At 61.5% G+C, this 24,226-nt stretch carries 22 protein-coding genes and 1 pseudogene; 13 read left to right on the top strand and 10 right to left on the bottom strand.

What is annotated here, in order from left to right:
• Nucleotides 1-29 precede the first annotated feature (29 nt).
• Nucleotides 30-620, top strand: coding sequence for a DUF3592 domain-containing protein (locus M5C56_RS26830; protein WP_103499854.1), 591 nt, complete (start codon nt 30-32; stop codon nt 618-620).
• A 49-nt stretch (nt 621-669) separates the two neighbouring features.
• Here the strand turns inward: M5C56_RS26830 and M5C56_RS26825 are convergent, their stop codons facing one another.
• The 4 genes and pseudogenes from M5C56_RS26825 to M5C56_RS26810 form a co-directional block, all read right to left on the bottom strand.
• Nucleotides 670-1,017, bottom strand: coding sequence for a hypothetical protein (locus tag M5C56_RS26825; protein ID WP_103499855.1), 348 nt, complete (start codon nt 1,015-1,017; stop codon nt 670-672).
• 407 nt (nt 1,018-1,424) lie between these two features.
• Nucleotides 1,425-2,801 (bottom strand): glycosyltransferase family 39 protein, encoded by a 1,377-nt coding sequence (locus M5C56_RS26820; RefSeq protein WP_247263373.1) that lies wholly within the window; start codon nt 2,799-2,801, stop codon nt 1,425-1,427.
• Nucleotides 2,802-3,268: 467 nt separating this feature from the next.
• Nucleotides 3,269-3,955 (bottom strand): annotated as a pseudogene (locus M5C56_RS26815) (fumarylacetoacetate hydrolase family protein); the annotation flags it as partial.
• A 210-nt stretch (nt 3,956-4,165) separates the two neighbouring features.
• Nucleotides 4,166-4,477, bottom strand: a complete 312-nt coding sequence (locus tag M5C56_RS26810; protein ID WP_103499261.1) for a hypothetical protein — start codon at nt 4,475-4,477, stop codon at nt 4,166-4,168.
• Nucleotides 4,478-5,174: 697 nt separating this feature from the next.
• On the opposite strand from M5C56_RS26810, the gene hemB reads away from it, so the two are divergent.
• Nucleotides 5,175-6,149 (top strand): porphobilinogen synthase, encoded by a 975-nt coding sequence (gene hemB, locus M5C56_RS26805; RefSeq protein WP_103499260.1) that lies wholly within the window; start codon nt 5,175-5,177, stop codon nt 6,147-6,149.
• A gap of 72 nt (nt 6,150-6,221) precedes the next feature.
• Here hemB and M5C56_RS26800 read toward each other — a convergent pair whose 3' ends face one another.
• The gene (locus tag M5C56_RS26800) at nt 6,222-6,680 is read right to left on the bottom strand and encodes a phage infection protein (protein WP_247263372.1); all 459 of its coding nucleotides are present in this window, start codon (nt 6,678-6,680) and stop codon (nt 6,222-6,224) included.
• Between the two features lie 224 nt (nt 6,681-6,904).
• Here M5C56_RS26800 and M5C56_RS26795 point away from each other — a divergent pair, with 224 nt between their 5' ends.
• On the top strand, nt 6,905-7,747 hold the full coding sequence (locus M5C56_RS26795) for a PhzF family phenazine biosynthesis protein (RefSeq protein WP_103498747.1): 843 nt from the start codon (nt 6,905-6,907) through the stop codon (nt 7,745-7,747).
• Here M5C56_RS26795 and M5C56_RS26790 read toward each other — a convergent pair.
• From M5C56_RS26790 to M5C56_RS26780, 3 genes are read right to left on the bottom strand one after another with little or no spacing between them, the layout of a single operon-like run.
• A complete protein-coding gene (locus tag M5C56_RS26790; protein ID WP_103498746.1) occupies nt 7,742-8,245 on the bottom strand; it encodes an NUDIX hydrolase in 504 nt (167 codons plus the stop codon). The two genes, M5C56_RS26795 and M5C56_RS26790, sit on opposite strands and share 6 nt — an antisense overlap.
• 8 nt (nt 8,246-8,253) lie before the next feature.
• Nucleotides 8,254-8,970 carry an NUDIX hydrolase gene (locus tag M5C56_RS26785; protein WP_103498745.1) on the bottom strand — a complete coding sequence of 239 codons (717 nt, stop codon included), beginning with the start codon at nt 8,968-8,970 and terminating at the stop codon, nt 8,254-8,256.
• 1 nt (nt 8,971) lies between these two features.
• Nucleotides 8,972-9,517 (bottom strand): adenylyltransferase/cytidyltransferase family protein, encoded by a 546-nt coding sequence (locus M5C56_RS26780; protein ID WP_103498744.1) that lies wholly within the window; start codon nt 9,515-9,517, stop codon nt 8,972-8,974.
• Nucleotides 9,518-9,685: 168 nt separating this feature from the next.
• On the opposite strand from M5C56_RS26780, the gene M5C56_RS26775 reads away from it, so the two are divergent.
• From M5C56_RS26775 to nadE, 3 genes are read left to right on the top strand one after another with little or no spacing between them, the layout of a single operon-like run.
• The gene (locus M5C56_RS26775) at nt 9,686-10,339 is read left to right on the top strand and encodes an isochorismatase family protein (protein WP_103498743.1); all 654 of its coding nucleotides are present in this window, start codon (nt 9,686-9,688) and stop codon (nt 10,337-10,339) included.
• Between the two features lie 3 nt (nt 10,340-10,342).
• Nucleotides 10,343-11,572: a nicotinate phosphoribosyltransferase gene (pncB, locus tag M5C56_RS26770; protein WP_103498742.1), complete on the top strand. Its 1,230-nt coding sequence runs from the start codon at nt 10,343-10,345 to the stop codon at nt 11,570-11,572.
• A gap of 1 nt (nt 11,573) precedes the next feature.
• A complete protein-coding gene (gene nadE / locus M5C56_RS26765) occupies nt 11,574-12,401 on the top strand; it encodes an ammonia-dependent NAD(+) synthetase (RefSeq protein ID WP_103498741.1) in 828 nt (275 codons plus the stop codon).
• A 7-nt stretch (nt 12,402-12,408) separates the two neighbouring features.
• Here the strand turns inward: nadE and M5C56_RS26760 are convergent, their stop codons facing one another.
• Together M5C56_RS26760 and M5C56_RS26755 are read right to left on the bottom strand one after the other, a co-directional pair.
• Complete coding sequence (locus tag M5C56_RS26760) at nt 12,409-13,005, bottom strand: NUDIX domain-containing protein (RefSeq protein WP_103498740.1); 597 nt, start codon at nt 13,003-13,005, stop codon at nt 12,409-12,411.
• Between the two features lie 188 nt (nt 13,006-13,193).
• Nucleotides 13,194-14,390 carry an MFS transporter gene (locus M5C56_RS26755; protein ID WP_103498739.1) on the bottom strand — a complete coding sequence of 399 codons (1,197 nt, stop codon included), beginning with the start codon at nt 14,388-14,390 and terminating at the stop codon, nt 13,194-13,196.
• Between the two features lie 312 nt (nt 14,391-14,702).
• Here M5C56_RS26755 and M5C56_RS26750 point away from each other — a divergent pair, with 312 nt between their 5' ends.
• The 7 genes from M5C56_RS26750 (at nt 14,703) to M5C56_RS26720 (ending at nt 24,075) form a co-directional block, all read left to right on the top strand.
• Nucleotides 14,703-15,494, top strand: coding sequence for an enoyl-CoA hydratase-related protein (locus M5C56_RS26750; RefSeq protein WP_103498738.1), 792 nt, complete (start codon nt 14,703-14,705; stop codon nt 15,492-15,494).
• 18 nt (nt 15,495-15,512) lie between these two features.
• Nucleotides 15,513-16,673, top strand: a complete 1,161-nt coding sequence (locus tag M5C56_RS26745; RefSeq protein WP_103498737.1) for an acyl-CoA dehydrogenase family protein — start codon at nt 15,513-15,515, stop codon at nt 16,671-16,673.
• Nucleotides 16,674-16,691: 18 nt separating this feature from the next.
• Nucleotides 16,692-18,779 carry an acetate--CoA ligase family protein gene (locus M5C56_RS26740; protein ID WP_103498736.1) on the top strand — a complete coding sequence of 696 codons (2,088 nt, stop codon included), beginning with the start codon at nt 16,692-16,694 and terminating at the stop codon, nt 18,777-18,779.
• Nucleotides 18,780-19,041: 262 nt separating this feature from the next.
• Nucleotides 19,042-20,643, top strand: a complete 1,602-nt coding sequence (locus M5C56_RS26735; RefSeq protein WP_103498735.1) for an ABC transporter substrate-binding protein — start codon at nt 19,042-19,044, stop codon at nt 20,641-20,643.
• Nucleotides 20,644-20,656: 13 nt separating this feature from the next.
• Nucleotides 20,657-21,616 carry an ABC transporter permease gene (locus M5C56_RS26730; protein ID WP_103498734.1) on the top strand — a complete coding sequence of 320 codons (960 nt, stop codon included), beginning with the start codon at nt 20,657-20,659 and terminating at the stop codon, nt 21,614-21,616.
• A gap of 3 nt (nt 21,617-21,619) precedes the next feature.
• Nucleotides 21,620-22,450 carry an ABC transporter permease gene (locus tag M5C56_RS26725; protein WP_103498733.1) on the top strand — a complete coding sequence of 277 codons (831 nt, stop codon included), beginning with the start codon at nt 21,620-21,622 and terminating at the stop codon, nt 22,448-22,450.
• Nucleotides 22,444-24,075, top strand: coding sequence for an ABC transporter ATP-binding protein (locus tag M5C56_RS26720; RefSeq protein ID WP_103498732.1), 1,632 nt, complete (start codon nt 22,444-22,446; stop codon nt 24,073-24,075). The genes M5C56_RS26725 and M5C56_RS26720 overlap by 7 nt, the downstream gene beginning before the upstream one ends.
• Nucleotides 24,076-24,226 lie beyond the last annotated feature (151 nt).

Below are 24,226 nucleotides of genomic sequence, written 5' to 3'. Positions count from 1 at the left end.
AAACCAAAGGCTACCTCTCAAGGGAAATCATGCAGAGATTTTTTACCTGGGTCATAACCTTCTTCTCTGGTATTCGTTCGATTGTCCTCATCGTGTTCGGGATCGTCTTCCTGGTTTGTGCTGGAATGGGGCTTTACGATGCCGCCACGCTTTGGCAAGCGCGCGACTGGTCGTTGGTCGCGGCTCGCGTCGATCAATGTTCGATGAACATGCGCTACAGCAAACAGGACTCGTGGTGGGACGTCTCGGCTACGTTCAGCTACGGGGACGACTTCGCTCGTCACTATCAGGAAACCTGGACGCCGCCAGATACGCCGAGGTATAGCCGTCACCCCGATCCCGTTATCAGCCAGAGTGAGCAGAACGCGCTGACGAAACGATTCTGCGACATGGCGGCAGCCGAAGGGCTGAGGGTGTCGCCAGACCATCCATGGATGGCTTGGAGAAGCGAAGCTGTCGCAACGGGAGAGTGGAAGGCGAATGTTGTGATGATCTCGGTGTGTGGCCTGGGTGCAGTGATTCTTATTGCCCTGGGCGTGTCGCTATGGCCGGGAAGGGAGGCTGCGGTGAAGCCGGCTACTCGGAAGAAACGGCCCCAGGCGGCGAGGAAGAAGGTGTAAAAGGGTGCGGAACGGGAAGTACGGCTTCCCGTTCAACTACTCAGTCCTATCAGCCGCCGACGCTGATGCTCTGTCCATCAAGCACCGAGTCCATCTTCAGCTGTGCCAGCTCAATCAGGTGCACCACACCCATCGCCACTTTGCGGTTCGAGCCGGTTTGGTTATCGGCGTGCTCATAGGCCGTGGCCGCAGCGGATTGCAGAATCGAATAGACGTTGACCAAGGAATCTTCCTGGTGTCTTGGGGCAGGTAGATGATCATGCAGCGCAGCGTTTGGTGCGGGCTTCGAACCAGCGTCCGGCCCGAGGTTGTAGTGAGACAAAGCCCGGTCGGCGGCACGAGGGTCGATGGTTTCAACGTTGGCTGTTGCAAGCAGATTGGGGGTGACCTTGAACATGGCGAAACTCCTTTACGAGCCTCGGTAAAAACGAGCTGCTAAACCCGGTCACTGAATTGGCAGTGACGGAGTGAAGCCTAGCCATGAGATCAGGCGCAAACAAGCGGTCAGGATTTTCTAGGAAATTTCACTCAAGGGAAAGAGAGTTCTCTCGCTTGGCACCCAATCGCCAGACAGCATCGCCGCGGATGTCAGGCCTGCGATTACATTCGCCCTGGCGATCATCAAGTACGGCAGGTCGGTGACGGTCGCGCCTGGTCGTGGATTGGTCTCAGTCAGTGGCGAGACATTGACCATTATCATCAACGGCGCGGGAAGCACCGCCTCCCGTTCCATGACGGAGTCCTGTCAGGCGCCAGGGCTGATGGTATGTCCGCTCAGCACCTGGGCTTACCCTCAGAGGGTTCTCACCAAAACCAATAGGGGAGAAACCTGGGCGTCGGCTCGTTCGCCAACTCGAGGTGATAAGTGATGGGGTTAAAGAAAAATGCATCCAGCAAGAGAAATGCTCCGACCCCGAACGACAGGGTAATCAGTTCACGATGTGGATGTCCGGACCAATATTTGATTAGCGTGTAACGGACGGCGGTAAGAGCAACAAAGCTACCGAGAATACCTGGATAGTCTGGTTGCAGTGGAGTCGTTGCATAAGCGTTATATATCAGTACTAGGAAGGCCAACCCCAATCCAACGGCGGGGAGCCCCAGGCAGAACCGCAGCAGCCAGTTTTTTGCTCTGAGAAATACGCCCGATTTATCGACAAAAATATAGGCGGCCAATAGCGAGATGGCTGGTGTGATTGAAAGTATATAGCGCGATTTTTTCGAGTTGGGAATGGTGAAGAGTATAAGCAGGGCAAGCAACCACGCGCTGAGATAAAGCAACATGCCGTTGTCGAACTGTCGAGGCGCACAAAAGAATTGTCTGTGTTTTTTTACGATAACGATCAAGGCAAAAAATGCCGTGACACCGTAGACCAGCAATCCTCCGGTAAAATAGAAGTAATAGCGCGGCGAATGGTTGTTGGCGAAGCGCTCCAGCCCTTGCATCATCAATACATCTTGCATGAAAGCTGTGCCGCCTTGCAGGTAGGCGGCCCATGCCAGCAAGGCAGCACCTGAAATGAAAATCAGGCCAGAGGTCAATGAAAATAAAAATACCCTGCGCCACTGCCTGCTCAGCAGATAATAAGACGCGACAACGATCGCCGGGCCGATCAGGCCAATAGGGCCGCGGAACATAAAACCCAGTGCCAACCCGACAAACACAAAAAACAGGCGCGATGGGTCTTTTTTCAAGTCTGCGGAATAGGCCAGGTAGAAGCAGATCACCGTAAACAGCGCGGGATAGACGTCAAGCGCTAAAGAATTGACCCCATCCAGAAACGCCCAGGTGAACAGCGAAAAAAGGACGCCATACAACCCCCATTTTCTCTCATGCAATGCCCCCAGTTTGTAAATAAACACCAGCATCAAAGCCGCTGAAATACAGTAGGGTAAACCCATCGAAAGAATGGATATCCGACCAAAAGGTAAGGAAACCAAATAAATCAGGAAGGTGTTTGCAATCGTATAGTCAGGGTAAGGTTTCAAGTCTTCGGCAATAGGAAACAGCGTCACACCGTGGTGGAGCATGTAGTCTGCAAAATCGACAAAGCGAGTTGTATAGTTAAGGATGGCGGCCTTGTATTGTAATCCCATGAAGATGATAAGTGTGGTAAAGAAAATACCCAGGCAGGGTCTTTCGGCAATCTGTCTTGTTAAGTGCCTGGTCAAGGCTTTCATAGGATGAGTGTCTCAAAGAATGAATGATGCAAGGGGCCCGTAAGATGTAGGATTAGTCGGCCAGTGATCAGGAAAAACGCTGCACCAAAGTGCCCTGTGCATGACCACCCTTAAAACGGAGGCCGAAAAAAAGCGCCTCGGAGAAGGTGGCACTGTGCGCCTGATCAGACAGCGGATGACTAAACTCGCTCACTGAATTGACAGTGACGGAGTGAAGCCTAGCGTTCAGATCAGGCGCAAACAAGTGCTTGGAGCGTTCTAGGAAATTTCATCGAAGGGAAAAGAAGTTCTCCCACTGATCATGAATGCCCTCGAGCCCAATGTGCTGTTTTGGGCGGGGTCTGCGGCAAGCGTACATGCCGGATCGAGTTCGTCAGTGAGTCATGACTGATGGTTGCATCTTGGATCGCTGGTTGCCGCCAGTGCCTTGATTGCGCTGGCGACATTCCGGTCGCCGACCAGCGTTGACCGATGGTCAACTCGAACGTGGCGATCCCCTCGATTCCCGCGCTGATCCGGTCACCCGCCACCAGAGCACCGACGCCGGCCGGTGTGCCGGTGAAAATCAGGTCGCCAGCCTTGAGTTCTACCGAGCACGAGATATGGCTGATCACATCCGGCACCGACCATATCTGGTCCGCCAGATCGCCGCGCTGGCGTTCGACATCGTTGACCTTCAGCCAGATCGCGCCGCTTTGTGGATATCCCAGCGCAGTGGCGCGACGCAAGGCCGTGCAAGGCGCCGACTCGTCGAACCCCTTGGCCCAATCCCACGGCCGTCCGAGCTTCTTGGCCTGGGCCTGGATATCACGCCGCGTCAGGTCAAGACCGACGCCGTAACCCCAGACATGAGCGAGGGCGTCGTCCGGATCGATATCCGTACCACCTTCACCAATGGCTACCACCAGCTCGATCTCATGGTGCAGGTCCTCGGTCAGCGGTGGGTAGGCGATCACGCCGCTGGCCGGGACCACCGCATCGGCGGGTTTCATGAAAAAGAACGGCGGTTCACGGTCCGGGTCATGACCCATTTCCCGGGCATGTTCGGAGTAGTTGCGGCCGACGCAGAACACCCGGCGAATCGGAAAGCGCGCGGACTCGCCTTCAACGGCCAGGGATGGGGTGGCTGGGGGGGCGAACACATAATCGCTCATGGTATTTCTCCTCGTTGGAATCGGGCCGTGGCGCTGTGGCCATGGCTCAAGTGTGGAGGAGTGGGGCGGCGGGAAATTGGACAAATCCAGCACGCTTCTGGATTTTGCACGGCAGTGGGGTGTCGTCGAGTCGCGCCTCCAGAAAGACAAAACCCGGCGATAGCCGGGTTTTGTGTGAGACGCCTTGCGCTACTCAGTTATAGCGAGTCTTCAGGCGCTCTTCGGCAGGGCGTGGTGAGCGGCCCATTCCGACTTCAGCGATTGCAGCACGCGAGCCATGAAGTCTTTGTCGGCTGCGGCTTTCTTGCCGACATAGCCCTGGCCCCGGCGGTACATCTTGATGCAGGCGAACAGCGCGGGCTGGGCCTGGCTGAAGGCGCGCTCGTCGGCGTAAGGCGAGCGAGGGTCGAGTTTCACGTCTCCGGTCTGGCTGATCCAGAGAATATGGTCGTCAAGGCTGTCTTTGCGCGATGCGAACAGGCCAGCCAGTTGATCGATAGTCGTTTGATTGTTCAGATTCATGTTAAAGCCCCTTTGACCACTCGTTAATCTGTCTGGTTTACGTGTGTATCGTTGCCAAGACGGCGAATTGCTGCGGTGCCGCACACGGACAATGGTGTCCGTCGAGTGTGGCGCCGGCCCTGGGCGCGATTTATGTAGCGGGGTTTAAACCCTGCTACACGCAACGTTTCAACGATAAGAAGCAACAGCGCGATCCTTAGAACGGCGCTGACGACAGTAACGAAGTCAGCCACAAGCATTTTGAGGACGTTAGGCCGGTGCTTCTCGTCCGTTGGGACGATCACGCCAGGTCAGCTTCATCAATCTGCCTTGTGGGCAGTACAGATCCGGAACAGCTCGACGGCTTGTCGAGCCTGTTGTAACAACAGCTTTTGCGGCGCTCCCGATCGGGGAGGCAGGTCCATCATGCAAGCGCGGAAAGAAGGCGTCAACCATTTTGTAGTGAATATTTTTAAGCACTACATATTGCAAAATCGCGATTTCTTACAACTATGTAAAAGGGCCGGATGGACGAAATGTGACCGGTAAGTCTTGGTTTCACCGGTTTTACGGTCGTAGTCCATGAATTCAAGGGGCTTGCACTGTTGCAGCCTGCGTAACAGACCTTTCTTGATCTGCCGGTGTAAAACAGCGGGAGACTGGCCTAAGCTCGGTAGCTTCTGAATCCGTCTCTTTTGAATCAGCCTCGGGAAACACGATGTCACAGCTATTTCCGACGACGCGTTTGCGTCGCCTGCGTCGAAATGAAAGCCTGCGCGGCCTGTTCCAGGAAACCGAGTTCAGCCTCAATGACCTGGTATTGCCGATCTTCGTCGAGGAAGGTATCGACGATTTTGTGCCCATCACCAGCATGCCCGGTGTAATGCGGATCCCGGAAAAGAAACTGGCCAGCGAGATCGAGCGTTATGCTCGGGCCGGGATCAAGTCGGTGATGACCTTTGGTGTCTCCCACCATCTGGACGCGACGGGTAGCGACACCTGGAACGAAGAGGGCCTGGTGGCGCGCATGGTGCGGATCTGCAAGGACACGGCACCGGAAATGGTGGTGATGTCCGACACCTGTTTCTGCGAGTACACCTCCCATGGTCATTGCGGCGTGCTGCATGGCGACGCGGTCGACAACGATGCGACCCTGAAGAATCTCGGGCGCCAGGCGGTGGTAGCGGCACAGGCGGGAGCGGATTTCATTTCGCCGTCAGCGGCCATGGACGGCCAGGTCCAGGCCATTCGCAGTGCCCTGGACGCCGCCGGTTTTCTCGACACCTCGATCATGGCCTATTCGACCAAGTTCGCCTCGGCGCTCTATGGCCCGTTCCGCGAAGCGGGCGGTACGGCGCTCAAGGGCGACCGCAAGGCTTACCAGATGAACCCGATGAACCGGCGTGAGGCGGTGCGCGAGTCGCTGTTGGACGAGCAGGAAGGGGCCGATGTGCTGATGGTCAAGCCGGCCGGTGCCTACCTCGACATCATTCGCGATATCCGCGAAGCGTCGCGCCTGCCCCTGGCGGCGTATCAGGTCAGTGGCGAGTACGCGATGATCAAGTTCGGTGCCCAGGCCGGGGCCATTGACGAGCACCGTATCGTTCGCGAAAGCCTGGGTGCCATCAAGCGCGCCGGAGCGGACATTATTCTGAGTTACTTCGCGATGGACATTGCTCGCGACGGGATCTGACCCAGACAGCGCGCAAAGAAAAAGCCCGGCTGATAAGGCCGGGCTCTTGGCTGGATGCTGCGGTAACGCGACTCATGCACGATTCTGGATCAGACGGTCGGAACCACCCTCGGCAACGCGACGGTCGATCAGGCGATCAGAGCCACCTTCAGCTACACGACGGTCGATCAGACGATCAGAGCCACCTTCGGCTACACGACGGTCGATCAGACGATCAGAACCACCTTCGGCTACACGACGGTCGATCAGACGATCAGAGCCACCTTCGGCTACACGACGGTCGATCAGACGATCAGAACCACCTTCGGCTACACGACGGTCGATCAGACGATCAGAACCACCTTCGGCTACGCGACGGTCGATCAGGCGATCAGAGCCACCTTCAGCTACACGACGATCGATCAGACGATCAGAGCCGCCTTCAGCGACTGCTTGTTGAGTGTGTGCGACCACGGGTTGAGCCGAGGATGCAGCAAAAGCGTTGACTGCCAGTACCGAGAAAGCGAGGCCGAGAAAGAGTTGGCGTTTCATGGTGGTGTGCTCCGGGTGTTATGTGTTGGGTATGGAGCCAAGGTTACGCGCCTGGATTTTTAAGAGAACTTCATTGGGTCGATGGTGACCATCGACGGCAATGATGTAGGAACACCGGCAGGTGTAGTGGCTGAAAATGGCCTGACTGTGTGGGTTCAAGAGTCGGGTTGTGTGATGAAATCCCAACACTGACCGCCGACCTTTTTCCACCAGGGAGCCCGACCATGAGCCAGCACGATTTCAAACAACTGGATGTTTTCAGCCGCGAGTCATTCAAGGGCAATCCACTGGCTGTGGTCTTCGCCGCCGACCAACTGACCGATGAGCAGATGCAGGCCTTCGCAACCTGGACCAATCTCAGCGAAACCACCTTCCTGCAGGCGCCCCAGGATCCTCGGGCTGATTACCGGGTACGAATATTCACCACGATCAGGGAGTTGCCTTTCGCCGGTCACCCGACCCTGGGGTCCTGCCATGCCTGGTTGGAGGCCGGTGGCGTGCCCCAGGGCGAGGAGATCATTCAGGAGTGCGGGATCGGCCTGGTACGGATTCGCCGCCGAGGCGATGACCTGGCGTTTATCGCACCTCCACTGCGTCGCGCAGGCCCCCTGGACGAGGCGTTGCGTGAGCGGGTTCGCCTCGGCCTGGGACTGGCTCCGGAGGAGGTGCTCGATGCCCAGTGGGTCGACAATGGCGTTGATTGGCTGGTGCTGATGCTGCCCGATCGGGCACGGATACTGGCGGTAAAACCCGACTATGCCCAATTGGAAGGGCTGGCGGTGGGGCTGGTGGCGCCCTGGAACCCAGCACTGGATGGCGACGAATGTCAGTTCGAAGTGCGTGCTCTTATCGCCGGTGAGGGCATGTGTGAAGACCCCGCCACTGGCAGTCTGAACGCCGGTATTGCGCGTTGGCTGCTGGGAGAGGGGCGGGCACCGCAGTCGTATCGGGTCAGCCAGGGCACGGCGATGGGCCGTGCCGGGCGGATCAGTGTGGAGCAGGTGGGTGACGAAATCTGGGTCGGCGGTGCCGCCGTGACCTGCATCACCGGTAGCCTGAACCTATAAGGGTTGGGCGATCAGCATCATCGCCGCCGACAAGGTATGTCCGTCGGTAATCCTACCGGCGGCAATCATTGCCTTGAGTTCGGCCAGTGTGACGAACAGCACCTTGTCGACCTCGCCATCGGTGTCTTCCACCGCTTCGCCATCAATGTCCACCCGGCAGACGGCAACCGCACTGGCGATCAGTGAGGTGTTGCTGTGCAGCAGGCCCAGTTCCGTGACCTTCAGCGCCGGCCAGCCGGTTTCTTCCAGCAGTTCGCGGGCGGCGGCATCACAGGCGGTTTCACCGAGGTCGATGGCGCCACGGGGAAACTCGATCGATTGGGCGCCGATGGCCCGGCGTTGCAGCACCGCCAGCATCAGGCGACCATCCGGCAGGACGGGCACCGCGACCACGCCATTGATGGCCTGGGCTTCCTTGATGATGAAATAACCCCGCTCCTTGACCACATCGAAGTAGGGCGTGTGCAGCAGGCATTCGGATTCAGTGTCGGGCTTCATGCGTGGCATTACTCCAGAAAGCAGCGGTCGAACAGATAGAGCGCATCAGGTTTGAGGTGTTCCAGGGTGGCTTGCGGACGGCCGCCATCACCCTGTTTCTTGCGCCCGGTTTCCCGCAGGTAGCCGGCTTCGGTCATCTTCAGCAAGCGTTGCCGGGTGCTGGTCTTGAGCACCGGACGCGCCAGTACCAGGGAAAAGATCGCGGTGGCTTCCGGGGCACTGAACTCGGTACCGAGGAACATCAGCGGCAGGCTGCTGTACAGCGATTTGGACAACAGCCGTTCCTGGGCTGCCGCCGCCAGTGCGTTGTGATCGAAGGGCAGGCGCACCGAAGCATCGGCGACGCTGTCGAGGGCGAACCAGGCCTGTTGCTCGTTCAGGGTCGGCTCTTCACTGACGATGGCCAGGTAGAAGGTCGAGGATGACCAGCAGCGCGGGTCGCGAAAGGCATCGCCCACGGTGCCCACCTGTTCGATCCAGGCCAGCGGCAGGTTGACCTTGTCGCTGGCGCGCAGGCGTTCCACCGCGTCGTCCAGGGTCAGGTCGGCCACCGCGCCGTTGACCACCACGCCCGGCAGGGCCCAATGGCCCTCGAAGGGATCGGCTTCACGTTTGTGCAGCAGGATCTGCAGGGCTTGGGAGTGACGGCAGTAGAACAGCACGCACAAGTCGACGGTGTGCAGGTAGTCGCTTTTCCTCGGTGCGGTGGGGGAACGGTCCGGCATATCAAGTCCTGTGTACGGCATAGAGCCCGTAGTCTACCGGATCCATGCCGGGTGCCATCCAGTGGGCGGGCAATGTTTCGCCCTGCGCCAGCCGTTCGCGCAGTAGTGTACTGCGCACGCCCGCTTGCTCCTCCACGCACAGCACCGAGAAACGCTCGAGCAATTGCGCCCCCAGATGGAAGTCCGGCAACTGCGCGGCGACATCGTGCCCGACCACCAGGGCGATCTGGCGGGTGGGCAGTCCGGTCATCTCGGCCAGGGCGCAGAGCAGTTCATAACTGTAGATGGGCGCCTCGGTCTCCCGGGCCAATTGCTGCTCGATCCGGCACACCGAAATCGCCGACGAGCAGGCCGGACGCACCTGTTCGACGATCGCTCGCAGCCAGTCCAGGCGCCGCTCGTACTCGGCCATGTGCTTGCCATGGGGATGCCTGAAGGATGGCACCACCCATAGCGAGCGCGCGTGACGGGAGGCTTCGATCATCACCTGGGCGTGACCGGCGTGCGGGGGGTTGAAGGCGCCGCCGTAGATTGCGAGTTCGTACATGGTAGGGTCTCCTTTGTCTTAAAGGTACTCGTCATGTACTTATGTATCAAGTGACGGGCTCATGAAATAGATTGATTCAGAATAGATAATAGAGAAGTCAATGGCGTCGCGCTTGCATTGAAAGTACATGACGTGTACCTTTGTTTCATCGCCAAGGGAGAAACAGCCATGAATGCTCAAGTGATCAAGACCGCCGCCTTCGATGTCGACGCCCAGAAAGGCTTCACGCCACTCTGCCCGGATGAGCTGCCGGTGGTGGGCGGTCACCTGATCGGTGTCGAACTGAATTTCATGGCCTCGCTGGCCGATATCCGCATCGGCAGCAAGGACGCCCACAGTCCCCAGGCACCCTGGGTGGTGAGCTCCCACGAGCAGATGCTCAGGCCCACTGGCCTTGAGCATGCCGACCTGACCTGGGTCAGTCACTGCGTCCCCGGTACTGAAGGTTTCACGCTGCTCGATGAACTGCCGGCGCCCCAGGACTACGACTATTTTGTCTGGAAGGGCGTGGAGCCGGCACTGCACCCTTACGGCGCCTGCTTCCACGACCTCCAGCACAAACTCTCCACCGGCGTGATCGAGTACCTGAATGCCCGGCACGTCCGGCAGGTGATCGTCGGTGGCCTGGCCCTGGATTTCTGCGTCAAGACCACCGCGTTGCAGCTGGCGGGGGCGGGTTTCAAGGTCATCGTCTACCTGCCGGCCTGCCGTGCCCTCAGCGCTGACGGCGCGCAGCAGGCGGTCCACGACCTGCAACAGGCGCGTGTCGAGGTGGTCAACAGTCGCGAACAGCTGGCCCGTGCGGCGGGTCACAAGGAGTAAGTCATGGAAAGTGCATTCAACCGCGAAGGCGGCCTCATCCAGGGACTGCTGGACACCGACTACTACACCTTCACCATGATGCAGGCGGTGTTGCACCAGTACCCCAACGTCGAGGTGGAGTATCAGTTCATCGTGCGTTCCCGGGAGAAGCTCACGCACCTGATCCCCGAGCTGCGCCTGGAGCTGGAAAAACTCGCCGACCTGCAAATGCGCGACGGTGAACTGCGCTTCCTGTTCAACCGGCGTTTTCGCGAATACCTGACACCGGATTTCGAGCAGTTCCTCGGGTTGTTCCGGTTCAACCTGAGCTATATCCATGTCAGCGAAATCGACGGTCAGCTGAGCATCCGCGTCCGCGGCCCGATGCTGCACTGCATCATGTTCGAACAGCCGGTACTGGCCCTGGTCAGCGAGTTGCGCAACCGCGACAGATACCCGGACGTGGCGTTGGAAGATGTCAGCCGCAAGCTCTACCAGAAGTTCGAGTGGCTGGAGAAAAACCTCAGCCGCGAGGAACTGGCCGACCTGCGGGTCTCGGACTTCTCGACCCGTCGCCGGCTGTCCTTCCGTGCCCAGCGTGAGGTGGTGGATATCATGCGGCGGGATTTCCCTGGCGTGTTCGTCGGCACCAGCAATGCGCACCTGGCCTATGAGTTCGACCTTCCGCTGATCGGCACCATGGCCCACCAATGGCTGATGGTGCACCAGCAACTCGGCCGTCTGCGGGAAAGCCAGAATGCGGCGCTGGAGAACTGGGTGCGCGAATACCGCGGACGTCTCGGGATCGCCCTGACCGACTGTATCAGCACCGATTTCTTCCTCAAGGATTTCGACCTGTATTTCGCCAAGCTCTACGATGGCCTGCGCCAGGACTCGGGCGATCCGATTGTCTGGGCCGACAAGGTGCTGGCGCGTTATGCACAGTTGGGGATCGATCCGATGACCAAGGACCTGATGTTTTCCGATGGCCTGAACTTCGAGAAGTGCCTGCCGATCCTGCGCCATATCCGCGGCAAGGCCCGCTTCGGTTTCGGCATGGGCACCAGCCTGGCCTGCGATGTCGATGGGGTCGAACCGCTGAGCATCGTGATGAAGCTGGTGCGGGTCCACGGCGAACCGGTGGTGAAGTTCTCCGATGACCCGGTGAAGAACGTTTGTGAAGACCCTTCGTTCCTGCGTTATGCGGCGCAGGTGTTCAACGTGACTGAATTCAACCAGAAACTGGAGGTGTGAGATGGGAACCGAGAATCAGGATCGTATTGCCAAGGTGCTTGGGGTGAACCGGCAGTTGGTACCGGGCGACGAGGCGGCGGAACTGGCTCGCCGCATCAACTTCATCAAGGCGCTTTTGAAGCGCTCCGGTTGCGAGGCGCTGGTGTTGGGGATCAGCGGCGGCGTCGACTCACTGACGGCGGGGCGGCTGTGTCAGTTGGCGGTGGAGCAGTTGCGGGAGGAGGGGGGGACGGCGCGCTTTATCGCCATGCGTTTGCCTTATCGGACCCAGGCTGACGAAAGCGATGCCCAGGCGTCCCTGGCCTTTATCCGGCCGGACCAGATCAGCACCGCGAATATCTCGGCTTGTGTGGACGGGTTGATGGGCAGTCTTGAAATCGAGGACCAGGACGCGACGCCGGCACAGGTGGATTTCGTCAAAGGCAATGTCAAGGCCCGGGCGCGGATGATGACCCAGTATGCCCTCGCCAACTTCGTCAACGGGCTGGTGGTCGGCACCGATCACGCCGCGGAGGCGCTGATGGGTTTTTTCACCAAGTTCGGTGACGGGGCCTGCGACCTGGCGCCCTTGTCCGGTTTGACCAAGGGCCAGGTGCGGCGGCTGGCCTTGGCCCTGGGGGCTCCCGAGCCACTGGTGTACAAGGAGCCGACAGCCGACCTTGAGGAGTTGGTGCCGGGCAGGCCGGACGAGCTCGCCTATGGTTGCACCTATGCCGAGATCGACGCCTACTTGCTGGGGCTGCCGGTGTCGGCGCGGGCCAGCGCGATCATCGAAGCCGCCTACGCCAGGACCGCGCACAAGCGGGCTTTGCCGTACTCGCCGGTGTGAGCCGGGGTCAGCGCGGGGTGTCGAGGGTCTTGTTCAAGGCCACATACTGCAACAGCATGATGGTCTTGGCATCGACGATTTCCCCACGCCGGACGGCTTGCAGTGCGTCGTCCAGGGACAACTCCAGCACTTCCAGGTCCTCGCCCTCGGCTTCCAGGCCGCCACCGTGGCTGACCTTGCTGTCGCCGTCGTATTCGCCGAGGAAGAAATGCAGTTTCTCGGTCACCGAGCCCGGGCTCATGAAGGCTTCGAAGATTTTTTCCACGTTCTGTACGCGGTAGCCGGTTTCTTCCTCGGCTTCGGCGCGGATGCGGTCTTCGGGTGAAGCGTTTTCCAGCAGGCCGGCGGCGGCTTCCACCAGCATGCCGTCGTGGCCGTTGACTAATACCGGGAAGCGGAATTGCCGGGTCAGCACCACGGTCTGTTTTTCGCGGTTGAACAGCAGGATGGTCGCGCCATTGCCGCGGTCGTAGGTCTCGCGACTTTGCCGCTGCCAGGTGCCGTCGCTGCGCAGGAAATCGAAGGTGGTTTTCTTCAGCAGGTACCAGTCGTCCGAGAGGACGGTGCTGTCGATGATGCGAACCCGGTCTTTCGTTGCGGTCATGATCCACGCCCTGTGGTGTGCAAAGCGCAGATCATACAAGGGTGTCGGGATTCTGTGGTGTCTGTCAGGCCCTCTTCGCGGGCAAGCCCTGCTCCTACAGGTTTGTGTCGTACACAAAATCTGTGGACGACGCAGTACTGTAGGAGCAGGGCTTGCCCGCGAAGAGGCCCCTGAGATCGCTAGAGATTCTATGCCAGCGCCGGCTGACGCTTCCGACGGCTCGCGACCATCAGGAAACTCAACAGCGCCACCAGCGGCATCGCGCTGCCCAGCGCCATGATCGCCAGCCAGCCGCCTTGCTCATACAACACGCTGGCCAGGGCCGAGCCGGTAGCGCCGCCGATGAAAATGCTGGTCATGTACAAGGCATTCAGGCGACCGCGGCTGGCTGCATCAAGGGCGTAGACGGAACGCTGCCCGAGCACCATGTTCATCTGCACCGCGAAGTCCAGCAACACGCCGGTCACCGCCAGGCCGATCACGCTATAGGCCGGATGAATCAGCGCCGGGGCAAAGCTCAGGGTTGCCAGCAACATCGCCAGCCAGGACGCCCGGTGTGTATGCCCGGCATCCGCCAGCCGACCCGCCATCGGCGCGGCGATGGCCCCCATCGCTCCGACCAGGGCAAACAAGGCGATCTGCGACTGCGACAAGCCATGGACCCGCGACAGCTCCAGGGGCACGGCGGTCCAGAACAGGCTGAAGGTGGCGAACATCAGGCCCTGGTACCAGGCGCGCTGACGCAGCACCGGTTGGTCGCGAAAGAGTTTCCCCAGCGACCCCAGCAGTTGCCCGTAGGTGGCGCTGTGGTTGGGCTGGCGCTTGGGCATGGTGGTGAGGATCACCAGCATGATGAACAGCATCAGCACGGCGGCGGCGATAAACACCGTGCGCCAGCCGAAGTGGTCGGCGATCACGCTGGACAGCGGCCGCGCCAGCAGGATACCCAGCAGCAGGCCGCCCATGATCCCGCCCACCACGCGCCCGCGTGATTCTTCAGGGGCCAGGTGCGCGGCCAGGGGAATCAGGATCTGCACCGATACCGAACTGAAGCCGATCAGCAGCGACACCACCAGGAACACCCCGGGCTGGCGGGCCAGGCCGGCGGCCACCAGGCTGATCACCGCGATCAGCGCGGTGCCGATCATCAGCTTGCGGTTTTCCAGCAGATCACCCAGCGGCACCAGGAAAAACAGGCCCAGGGCGTAGCCGATCTGGGTCAGGGACACGATCAGGCTGGCGCTGTGGGCGGAAATACCGAGGTCCGGAGCGATGAGCTCGATGATCGGCTGGGCGTAGTAGATGTTGGCCACAATGGCGCCACAGCAGAAGGCGAACAACATCACCAGGGCTCGGGTCATCACGGGGGCGGGGTGGTTATTCATCGGCGAAGGCTCTGGAACGGACGGAAAGCGAGTCTAGACATTGGCGGGCGGCGGTGTAAGAGGGTCACAGGCATAGTCGATATCAGCCATGTTGATTATTCGACGGCTATCAATGGGAGTTGTTCGAAGATGTAACAACTTGCTCGCGGTCTTGCCTTCGATTTTATAAATCCCATTTTTAATCAATGACTTGCCCTTTAAGTCCGCGCATCTGCGGATTTTCCCAAGAGATTGCGATGTTACTGAACACTTGTTTAGTATCGACCGCAACGCTTCACCTCACGCTCAAAAACAATAAGACGAGGGCCCTTCATGACCTCCCACCCGACACTGCTTCACGCGGTCGAGGCCGGCATCGCCCGGATCACCCTCAACCGTCCCGAGCAACGCAATGCGCTGGACATTCCCACCCTCAAGGCACTGATCGACCTGCTGGAACGCTTCGAAGCCGACCCAGCGGTGCGGGTGCTGGTGCTGACCGGCAGCGGCCGCAGCTTCTGCGCCGGCGCGGACCTGGCGGAATGGGCTGATGCCGAACGCCGTGGAATCCTCGAAAGCTATGGCTGGACCGAAACTGCCCACCTCCTGATGAATCGCCTGTACAACTTCGCCAAACCGACCATCGCCGCCATCAACGGCACGTCGGTGGGGGCCGGGATGGACCTGACCCTGTGCTGCGATTTCCGCCTGGCCGCGCAATCGGCGCGCTTCAAGGCCGGCTATACCAGCATGGCTTATTCGCCGGACGCCGGGGCCAGTTGGCACTTGCCACGCCTGATCGGTAGCGAGCAGGCCAAGCGCCTGTTGTTCCTCGACGAACTCTGGGGCGCCGACCGCGCCCTGGCCACCGGCCTGGTAAGCGAAGTCTGCGCCGATGAGCAGCTGGCATCCGCCGCCACCGAGCTGGCCGCCCGACTGGCGTCAGGCCCGACCTTCGCCTTTGCCCAGAGCAAAGTGCTGATCCGCGACGGCGCCCAGCGCAGCCTGGCCGAACAGCTCCAGGCCGAACAGGCCGCCGGCCTGCTCTGCGGTCGCAGCCGCGATGGTGCCGAGGCACTCCAGGCCGCGGTGGAAAAACGCGCCCCTCATTTTATCGGCCAGTAACCGAACAGCAGGTACCCCATGAATTTCCAACTGACCCAAGAGCAGGACATGCTGGTGGACGCCGTTCGCAGCTTTGTCGAGAAAGAACTGCTGCCCCATGAGGAAGCCGTTGACCGCGCCGACGCGGTGTCGCCGGAACTGGCCGCACAGATTCGCGCCAAGGCCATCGCGGCTGGCTTCTATGCCTTCAACATGCCGGAAGAAGTCGGTGGCGGTGGCCTCGACTACCTGTCCCAGGCGCTGATCGAGCGTGAGCTGTCAAAAGTGTCCTGGGCGCTGCATGTGTTTGTCGCGCGCCCGTCGAAGATCCTGATGGCCTGCACCGGGGTGCAGATCGAGGACTACTTGTTGCCCTGTGTGCGCGGTGAAAAGGTCGACTGTTTCGCCCTGACCGAGCCCGGCGCCGGCTCCGATGCCAATGCGATCAAGACCCGTGCGGTGCGCGATGGCGATGATTTCGTCCTCAATGGCAGCAAGCATTTCATCAGCCATGCCGGGCACGCGGACTTCGCCATCGTCTTCGCGGTGACCGACACCTACGAACACAATGGCCGCCAGCGCAACGCCGTGACCTCGTTCCTGGTGGATCGCGACACTCCCGGCATGACCATCCGCCGTGGCCCGAGATGCGTCAGCAACCGCGGTTATCACACCAGCGAAATCTTCTTCGACGACTGCCGGGTCCCGGCGGCCAAGGTGCTGGGCGAGATCGGCAAGGGCTGGGACGTCGCCAATGCCTGGCTGACCGCCGGGCGGGTGATGGTCGCGGCCAACTGTGTCGGCCAGGCCCAGCGGGCGTTGGATGTGGCGTTGCAATGGTCGGCCGATCGCAAGCAATTCGGCCAGGCCATTGGTACCTACCAGGGCATCTCTTTCAAGCTGGCGGACATGGCCACGGAAATCCGCGCCGCCGAACTGATGACCCTGCACACCGCCTGGAAAATGGACCAGGGCACCATGACCGACGGTGAGGCCGGTATGGCCAAGCTGTTCGCCAGCGAAGTACTGGGCCGCGCCGCCGACGAAGCGGTGCAGATTTTTGGCGGCATGGGCCTGATGGACGAAGGGCCGGTGGAGCGGATCTGGCGCAATGCGCGGATCGAGCGGATCTGGGAAGGCACCTCGGAAATCCAGCGCCATATCATTTCTCGCGAACTGCTGCGGCCGCTGCTGCGCTGATCGGACCAGGAGAGCACTATGTCCATCAGAGACAACCTCAAGCGCCTGCTTGCGCCGCGTCACCTGGCCTTCGTGGGTGGGCGCAGCATGGCGCGGGCGTTCAAGCGCTGTGCCGACGGCGGTTTCCCGGGCCAGATGTGGTTGGTCAATCCGCAGCATGCCGAACTCGACGGGATTCCCTGCGTGGCGTCGGTTGCGCAGTTGCCCTGTGGACCGGACGCGGTGTTTATCGCCACCAACCGCGAACTGACCCTGGCCTGTGTCGCCGAGCTGGCGGCCAAGGGCGCGGGCGGGGCGATCTGCTATGCCTCCGGCTTTGCCGAAACCGGCGAAGCGGGGCAGGCCCTGCAGGAACAATTGCTGCAGGCGGCGGGCGAGATGGCGCTGCTCGGGCCCAACTGTTATGGCTTGCTCGACTATCTGCACAATGTTGCCCTGTGGCCGGTGGCCCACGGCGGCAAGGCGGTGGAGAAGGGCGTGGCGGTGCTGACCCAGAGCGGCAACTTCGCCTACAACCTGTCCATGAGCGACCGCTCCTTGCCCCTGGCCTATATGGCTTCGGTGGGCAATCAGGCGCAGTTGGGCGTGGCCGAATTGATGGACGTGCTGCTCGACGAGCCACGGGTCACCGCCATCGGCCTGCACCTGGAAGGGTTGAAGAATGTCCAGGGTTTTGCCCGGGCGGCGTACAAGGCGCTGGAGAAAGGTATTCCGGTGATCGCCCTGAAAACCGGGGTGTCGCAGATCGGTGCCGAGCTGGCCCTCAGTCACACCAGCTCCCTGGCCGGTTCCGATGCGCTGTACGACAGCCTGTTCGCGCGTCTCGGGGTGATTCGGGTCAGTGGCCCGGTGAGTTTTGTCGAAACCCTCAAGGCGGCGGCCTGCGGTCATTTGCCGGCGGGTCCGAGCCTGACCGGGCTGGCCTGCTCCGGCGGTGATGCGGGGCTGATCGCCGACTACGCCGAGCGTAATGGCCTGACCTTGTCCGCCCTGGACGAAGGCCAGCGCGGCGAACTGGCGCAGGTGTTGCCCAGCTACGCCAACCTGGTCAATCCGCTGGATTTCACCACGGCGATCTGGGGCGACCGTGACGCCCTGGCAAAGATGCTCGAAACGGCCTTGCGTACCCCGTCCGATGCCGCCTTGCTGGTGCTCGATTATCCGGCGCAGTTTACCGGCGAGCGCAAGGAATGCGATCTCCTGCTGGAGCTGTATTGCGAGTGCCTGGAGCGGCATGGCAAGAGCGGTTTCGTTGCCTCGGCCTTTCCCGAGTTATTGCCGGCCCATGCCCGCGAACGTCTGCACGCCCACGGCGTACCGGCGTTGCAAGGGGTGGAAGACGGGCTGGCGGCCTGGGGCCGGATCGCCCATTACCGCCAGCGGCGCGAGGCCTTGTTGTATGGCGGTGAGGCGGCGTTGTTGCCGGTATGCCCGGATGCTGTGCTGGGTAGCGGACGGCTGCTGGATGAGTGGCAGTCCAAGCAAGCCTTGCGGCCCTTCGGCCTGCCGTTGCCCGAGGGTCGGTTGTGTCGGCCGGAGCAGGCGTTGGTCGAGGCCCGCAGCCTGGGTTACCCGCTGGTGCTCAAGGTGGTCAGTGCCGATTTGCCGCACAAGACCGAGGCCGGTGGTGTCGCCCTTAACCTCAAGGACGAGGTGGCGTTGCAGGCGGCGCTCGAGACCATGCGCGGCAACCTGGCCCGACATGCGCCGGAGCTCGCTTTCAATCAGGTGTTGCTGGAGCGCATGGCCGCGCCACCGTTGGCGGAACTGATCGTCGGCGTCAAGCGCGAAGCCGGTTTCGGCCTGGCGCTGGTGATCGGCGCCGGGGGGATTCTGGTGGAGTTGCTCAAGGACAGCTGCAGCCTGCTGCTGCCGACCACCGACCAGGCCATTCACCAGGCGTTGCTGGGCTTGCGTTGCGCACCGCTGCTGACCGGTTTTCGCGGTGGCCCCGCGGTGGATATGCCGGCTCTGGTCAAGGCGATTCGCGCGGTGGCGGATTACGCCTGCGAGAACGCCGGGCCATTGCTGGAACTGGATGTGAATCCGCTGCTGGTCAACGCCGAGGGCGCGGTGGCGGTGGATGCGTTGATTCGTCTGGCTTGAGGCTTTGGGCAATCTTGCGGGCCTCTTCGCGGGCAAGCCCTGCTCCTACAGTACGGGGTCTTCCGCGGAATTTGCGTACGACACAAACCTGTAGGAGCAGGGCTTGCCCGCGAAGGGGGGCTCGAGACCGACAAAAATGATCGTGCTCACCCGAATGATCCCGGCGATCCGAAGGACCGTGACCATCCGAAGGAACGGGGATTTACCGTAATACAACATCAGCAAACGAACCCTTTTCCCGCAACGTAACAGGGGCAATTCGATGAGCGATAATAACAACAAGATTCCTCAACTTTCCCACGGCCTTTCACTGGAACGCCGCGACTTCCTCAAGCTCGGCGCTGTGGCCGGGCTGGCCGGCGCTGCCGTTTCCATGGGCTTCCCGCTCAGCGCCTGGGCCGCCGACGCCACGCCAAAACCTGGCGGCACCCTGCGCCTGGGGCTGGCCGGCGGCAGCACCTCCGACTCCTATGATCCCGGTTCCTGGAGCGACACCTTCACCTTCGTCGGCTTCTCGGCGATCTACAACACCCTGGTGGAAATCGCCGTGGACGGTTCCGCCATCCCGGAGCTGGCCGAAAGCTGGGAGTCCTCGCCGGATGCCAGGATCTGGACCTTCAAACTGCGCCAAGGGGTGCAATTCCACAACGGCAAGCCTCTTGCCGTCGAAGATGTGATCGCCTCGATCCAGCATCACCTCGGTGAGAAGTCCACCTCCGCGGCCAAGACCGTGCTCGGTGAAGTGGTCGCGGTACGTGCCGCCGGCAACGACAGCGTGGCCTTCGAACTGCATTCGGGCAATGCCGACTTCCCCTATGTGGTCGCCGACTATCACCTGGTGATCATGCCCGCCAAGGACGGCCTGGCCGACTGGCGCGCCGGCGTCGGCACCAGCGGTTATCGCCTCAAGTCCTTCGAGCCCGGCGTGCGCATGGCCCTGGAGCGCAACCCCGGCTATTGGAAAACCGGTCGCGCGCATTTCGACGCGGCGGAACTACTGGCCATCTCCGACGGCGCGGCGCGGGTCAACGCGCTGATCACCGGGCAGGTCGATGTGATCAACAAGGTCGACCTGAAGACCGTCGGCCTGCTCAAGCGCAACCCGAACATGGTCATCGAGGAAACCAAGGGCGCCCAGCAGTATACCTTCCCGATGCTCTGCGACAGCGATGCGTTCAAGAACAACGATATCCGTATGGCGATGAAACACGGTATCGACCGTGAAGTGCTGCTCTCCTCGGTGCTCAAGGGCTATGGCGCGGTGGGCAACGACCATCCGATCCAGCCCGGCAGCCGCTTCCTCAATACCCAACTGCCACAGCGCAAATACGACCCCGACCAGGCTAGGTTCTACCTGCGCAAGGCCGGGGTGGATTCGCTCAAGGTCCGTCTGCAAGCCAGCGATGCGGCGTATTCCGGGGCGGTGGACGCGTCGGTGCTGTTCAAGGAACAGGCCAGGGCGGGCGGCATCGATATCGATGTGGTACGCGAGCCGGCGGACGGATTCTTCTCCAATGTCTGGAACAAACAGCCATTCACCACCTCGTTCTGGTACAGCAGCCTGACCGCCGACCGCATGTTCAGCATCGGTTACGCCAAGGGCGCGGCCTGGAACGAATCCCATTGGGACAATCCGCGCTTCAACGTCCTGCTCAACCAGGCCCGGGGCGAACTCAACGACCCGTTGCGGCGCGAGATGTACAACGAAATGCAGGCGATCTGCCGCGACGATTGCGGCGCGATCATCCCGTTGTTCGCCAGCTCCGTGGCGGCGCGCTCGACCCGTGTAGCCCACGGCGGGCTCACCGCACCCTATGGCGAACTGGACGGCCTGCGGTTGATCGAGCGCTGGTGGCAGGCCTGAGCCGGGGGCGCGTATGAACAGTATTCTGAAACTGCTCTCCCAGCGCCTGGCGCTGGGGCTGCTGTCGTTGTTCGCGGTGTCGGTGATCATCTTCCTGGCGGTGGGGTTGCTGCCGGGGGATATCGCCCAGGCCATGCTCGGGCAGTCGGCAACCCCTGAGACCCTGGCGGCGTTCCGCACCCAACTGGGCCTGGACCAACCGCCATTCTGGCGTTTCGTGCACTGGGTCGGGCATCTCCTGCGGGGCGACCTGGGCACTTCGCTGGCCAACCAGCGGCCCATCGCCGAGCTGGTGGGTGGTCGCCTGGGCAACACCCTGTGCCTCGCCGGCCTGGCGGCGCTGGTGTCGGTGCCCCTGGCTTTGTTGTTGGGGATGCTCGCCGCGTTGTACCGCAATTCGTGGTTCGACCGGCTGCTCAATAGCGTGGCCCTGAGTGCGGTGTCGTTCCCCGAGTTCTTCGTCGCCTACCTGCTGATCCTGCTGTTCTCGGTCAAGCTGGGCTGGTTGCCGAGCCTGTCGAACCTGCCGCCGGATGCCTCCTTCGGCATGCTCCTGGAGCGCTCGGTGCTACCGGTAGCGACCCTGAGCCTGGTGGTGGTCGCGCAGATGATGCGCATGACCCGCGCCGCGCTGATCAACCTGCTGGCCAGCCCCTATATCGAAATGGCCCGGCTCAAGGGTATCAGCCAGGGCCGGATCATCTTTCGCCATGCCTTGCCCAATGCCCTGGCCCCCATCGTCAACGTGGTCGCGCTGAACCTGGCGTACCTGGTGGTGGGCGTGGTGGTGGTCGAAGTGGTGTTCGTCTATCCGGGGCTGGGGCAGTTGCTGGTGGACTCGGTGGCCAAGCGCGATATCCCGGTGGTCCAGGCCTGCAGCCTGATCTTCGCCGCGACCTATATCGTGCTCAACACCCTGGCCGACGTGCTGTCCATCGCCAGCAACCCACGCCTGATGCATCCGAAGGGGTAGCCCATGAAATCCGTGTTTAAAGAGCTGATCCACGCGCCCTGGAGTGCGAAATTCGGGTTCTGCGTGATTGTCCTGTATGTCGCGGTGGCGCTATTGGCCCCGCACCTGGCGCCTTATGGAGAAACCCAGGTGGTCGGCGATGGCTTCGCCGCCTGGGGCGCGCAGTTCCCGCTGGGCACCGACAACCTCGGGCGCGACATGCTCAGCCGCCTGCTCTATGGCGCGCGCAATACCGTGGGCATTGCTTTTCTCACCACCGCGCTGGCGTTCCTGGTGGGCGGCCTGGCCGGCCTGATCGCGGCGCTCAAGGGCGGTTGGGTCGACATGGGCCTGTCGCGGCTGGTGGATATCCTTATGGCGATTCCGCAACTGATCTTCGCCTTGCTGATCCTCAGCGTGGTGGGCACCACCGCGACCTCGCTGGTGCTGGTGATTGCGCTGCTGGATTCGACCCGGGTATTCCGCCTGGCGCGGGCGGTGGCGATGAACGTGGTGGTCCAGGACTTTGTCGAGGCGGCCCGGCTGCGAGGCGAGGGCACGCTCTGGCTGGTGACCCGGGAGATCCTGCCCAACGCCGCGGCGCCACTGATCGCCGAGTTCGGCCTGCGGTTCTGCTTCGTCTTCCTGTTTATCAGTGCGCTGTCGTTTCTCGGCCTGGGCATCCAGCCGCCGACCGCCGACTGGGGCAGCATGGTGCGCGACAACGCGGTGCTGATCACCTTCGGCGACCTCACGCCCTTGCTCCCGGCACTGGCGGTGGCGTTGCTCACGGTAGGGGTCAATTTTGTCGTCGACTGGATGCTCTATCGCTCCAGCGGGCTGAAGGAATGTTGAGCATGAACGAAGCGAACCCGAGTTTGTTGCAGATCCGCGACCTGCATATCGAAGGGCACTACGACGATGCCTGGCATCCATTGGTGCAGGGCATCGACCTGAGTCTGGCCCGGGGCGAAGTGCTGGGCCTGATCGGTGAATCCGGTGCGGGTAAGTCGACCCTGGGCCTGGCCGCCATGGGCTACACCCGCGACGGTTGCCGGATCACCGGCGGCTCGATTCATTTCGACGGACAGGACCTGCGCCAGTGTTCCGCCGAGGCCTTGCGCAAACTGCGCGGCCTGCGCATCGCCTATGTGGCGCAGAGCGCGGCAGCCTCGTTCAATCCGGCGCAGCGGCTCATCGACCAGCATGTGGAAACCGCCGTGATCAATGGCGGGATGAAGCGTGCCGAGGCCGAGGCCCAGGCGGTGGAACTCTATCGAGTGTTACGCCTGCCGAACCCGGAAAGCATCGGCCGGCGTTATCCGCACCAGGTCTCCGGCGGCCAGTTGCAACGGGCGATGACCGCCATGGCCATGGCCTGCCAGCCGGACCTGATCATCTTCGACGAGCCGACCACGGCCCTTGACGTCACCACCCAGATCGAAGTGCTGGCGGCGATTCGCGATGCGGTGAAGCGCTTCGGCATGGCGGCGATCTACATCACCCACGACCTGGCGGTGGTCTCGCAGATGGCCGACCGGATCATGGTGTTGCGCCATGGCAAGTTGGTGGAAGAGGCGGCGACCCGGCAAATGCTCCGGGCGCCGACCGAGGACTACACCAAGTCGCTGTGGGCGGTGCGTTGTTTCCGCACCGAGCCCAAGGGCCGGCCGGAGCAGGGCGGGCCTTTGCTCGAAGTGCGCAATGCCTCGGCCAGCTACAGCCAGCAGCCGGTGCTCCACGATATCTCGATGCGTCTCTATCGGGGCCAGACCCTGGCGGTGATCGGCGAGTCGGGCAGCGGCAAGAGCACCACGGCACGGCTGATTACCGGCCTGTTGCAACCGAGCAGCGGGCAGGTGTTGTTCGACGGTGAAGTGTTGCCGGCTGATTATCGCCACCGTAGCAAGGCGCAATTGCGCAGTATCCAGATGATCTACCAGATCCCCGACACGGCCCTCAATCCGCGCCAGCGCATCGTCGACATTATCGGCCGGCCGCTGGCGTTCTACCTGGGGCTCAAGGGCAAGGCCCTGCGCCAGCGGGTGGCCGAGTTGCTGGAGATGATCGAGCTCGACCCGGGAAAGTTCATGGAGCGGCTGCCGTCGGAGCTGTCCGGCGGGCAGAAGCAGCGGGTCTGTATCGCCCGGGCCCTGGCTGCGGAGCCGCAGGTGATCATTTGCGATGAGGTGACTTCGGCGTTGGACCAATTGGTGGCCGAGGGCATCCTCAAGTTGCTGGATCGGGTGCAGCGGCAGTTGGGCGTGTCCTACCTGTTTATCACCCACGATGTGGCGACGGTGCGGGCGATTGCCGATGAGGTGGTGGTGATGCAGCGCGGGAAGGTGGTCGACGCCGGCTCGCGGGACGTGATCTTCACGCCGCCACACCGCGACTACACCGGCCTGCTGTTTTCCTCGGAGCCGGAGATGGACCCGGATTGGCTGGACCGGATCCTCCAGCAACGGGCCAGCGCCTGACCGACACTATTCTTCAGAACACCACTGTCCTGTAGGAGCAGGGCTTGCCCGCGAAGCTTTTAGCGATATCGAGGGCCCCTTCGCGGCGGTGCGACGTCCCGACAAGCCCTGCTCCTACAGGGTTATTTGACTTCAGAATCGTATAAGGACC

The sequence above is a fragment of the Pseudomonas sp. MWU13-2862 genome (genome assembly GCF_023242495.1).
Taxonomy (GTDB): domain Bacteria; phylum Pseudomonadota; class Gammaproteobacteria; order Pseudomonadales; family Pseudomonadaceae; genus Aquipseudomonas; species Aquipseudomonas gingeri_D.
This window is presented reverse-complemented; position numbering and strand designations above follow the sequence as displayed.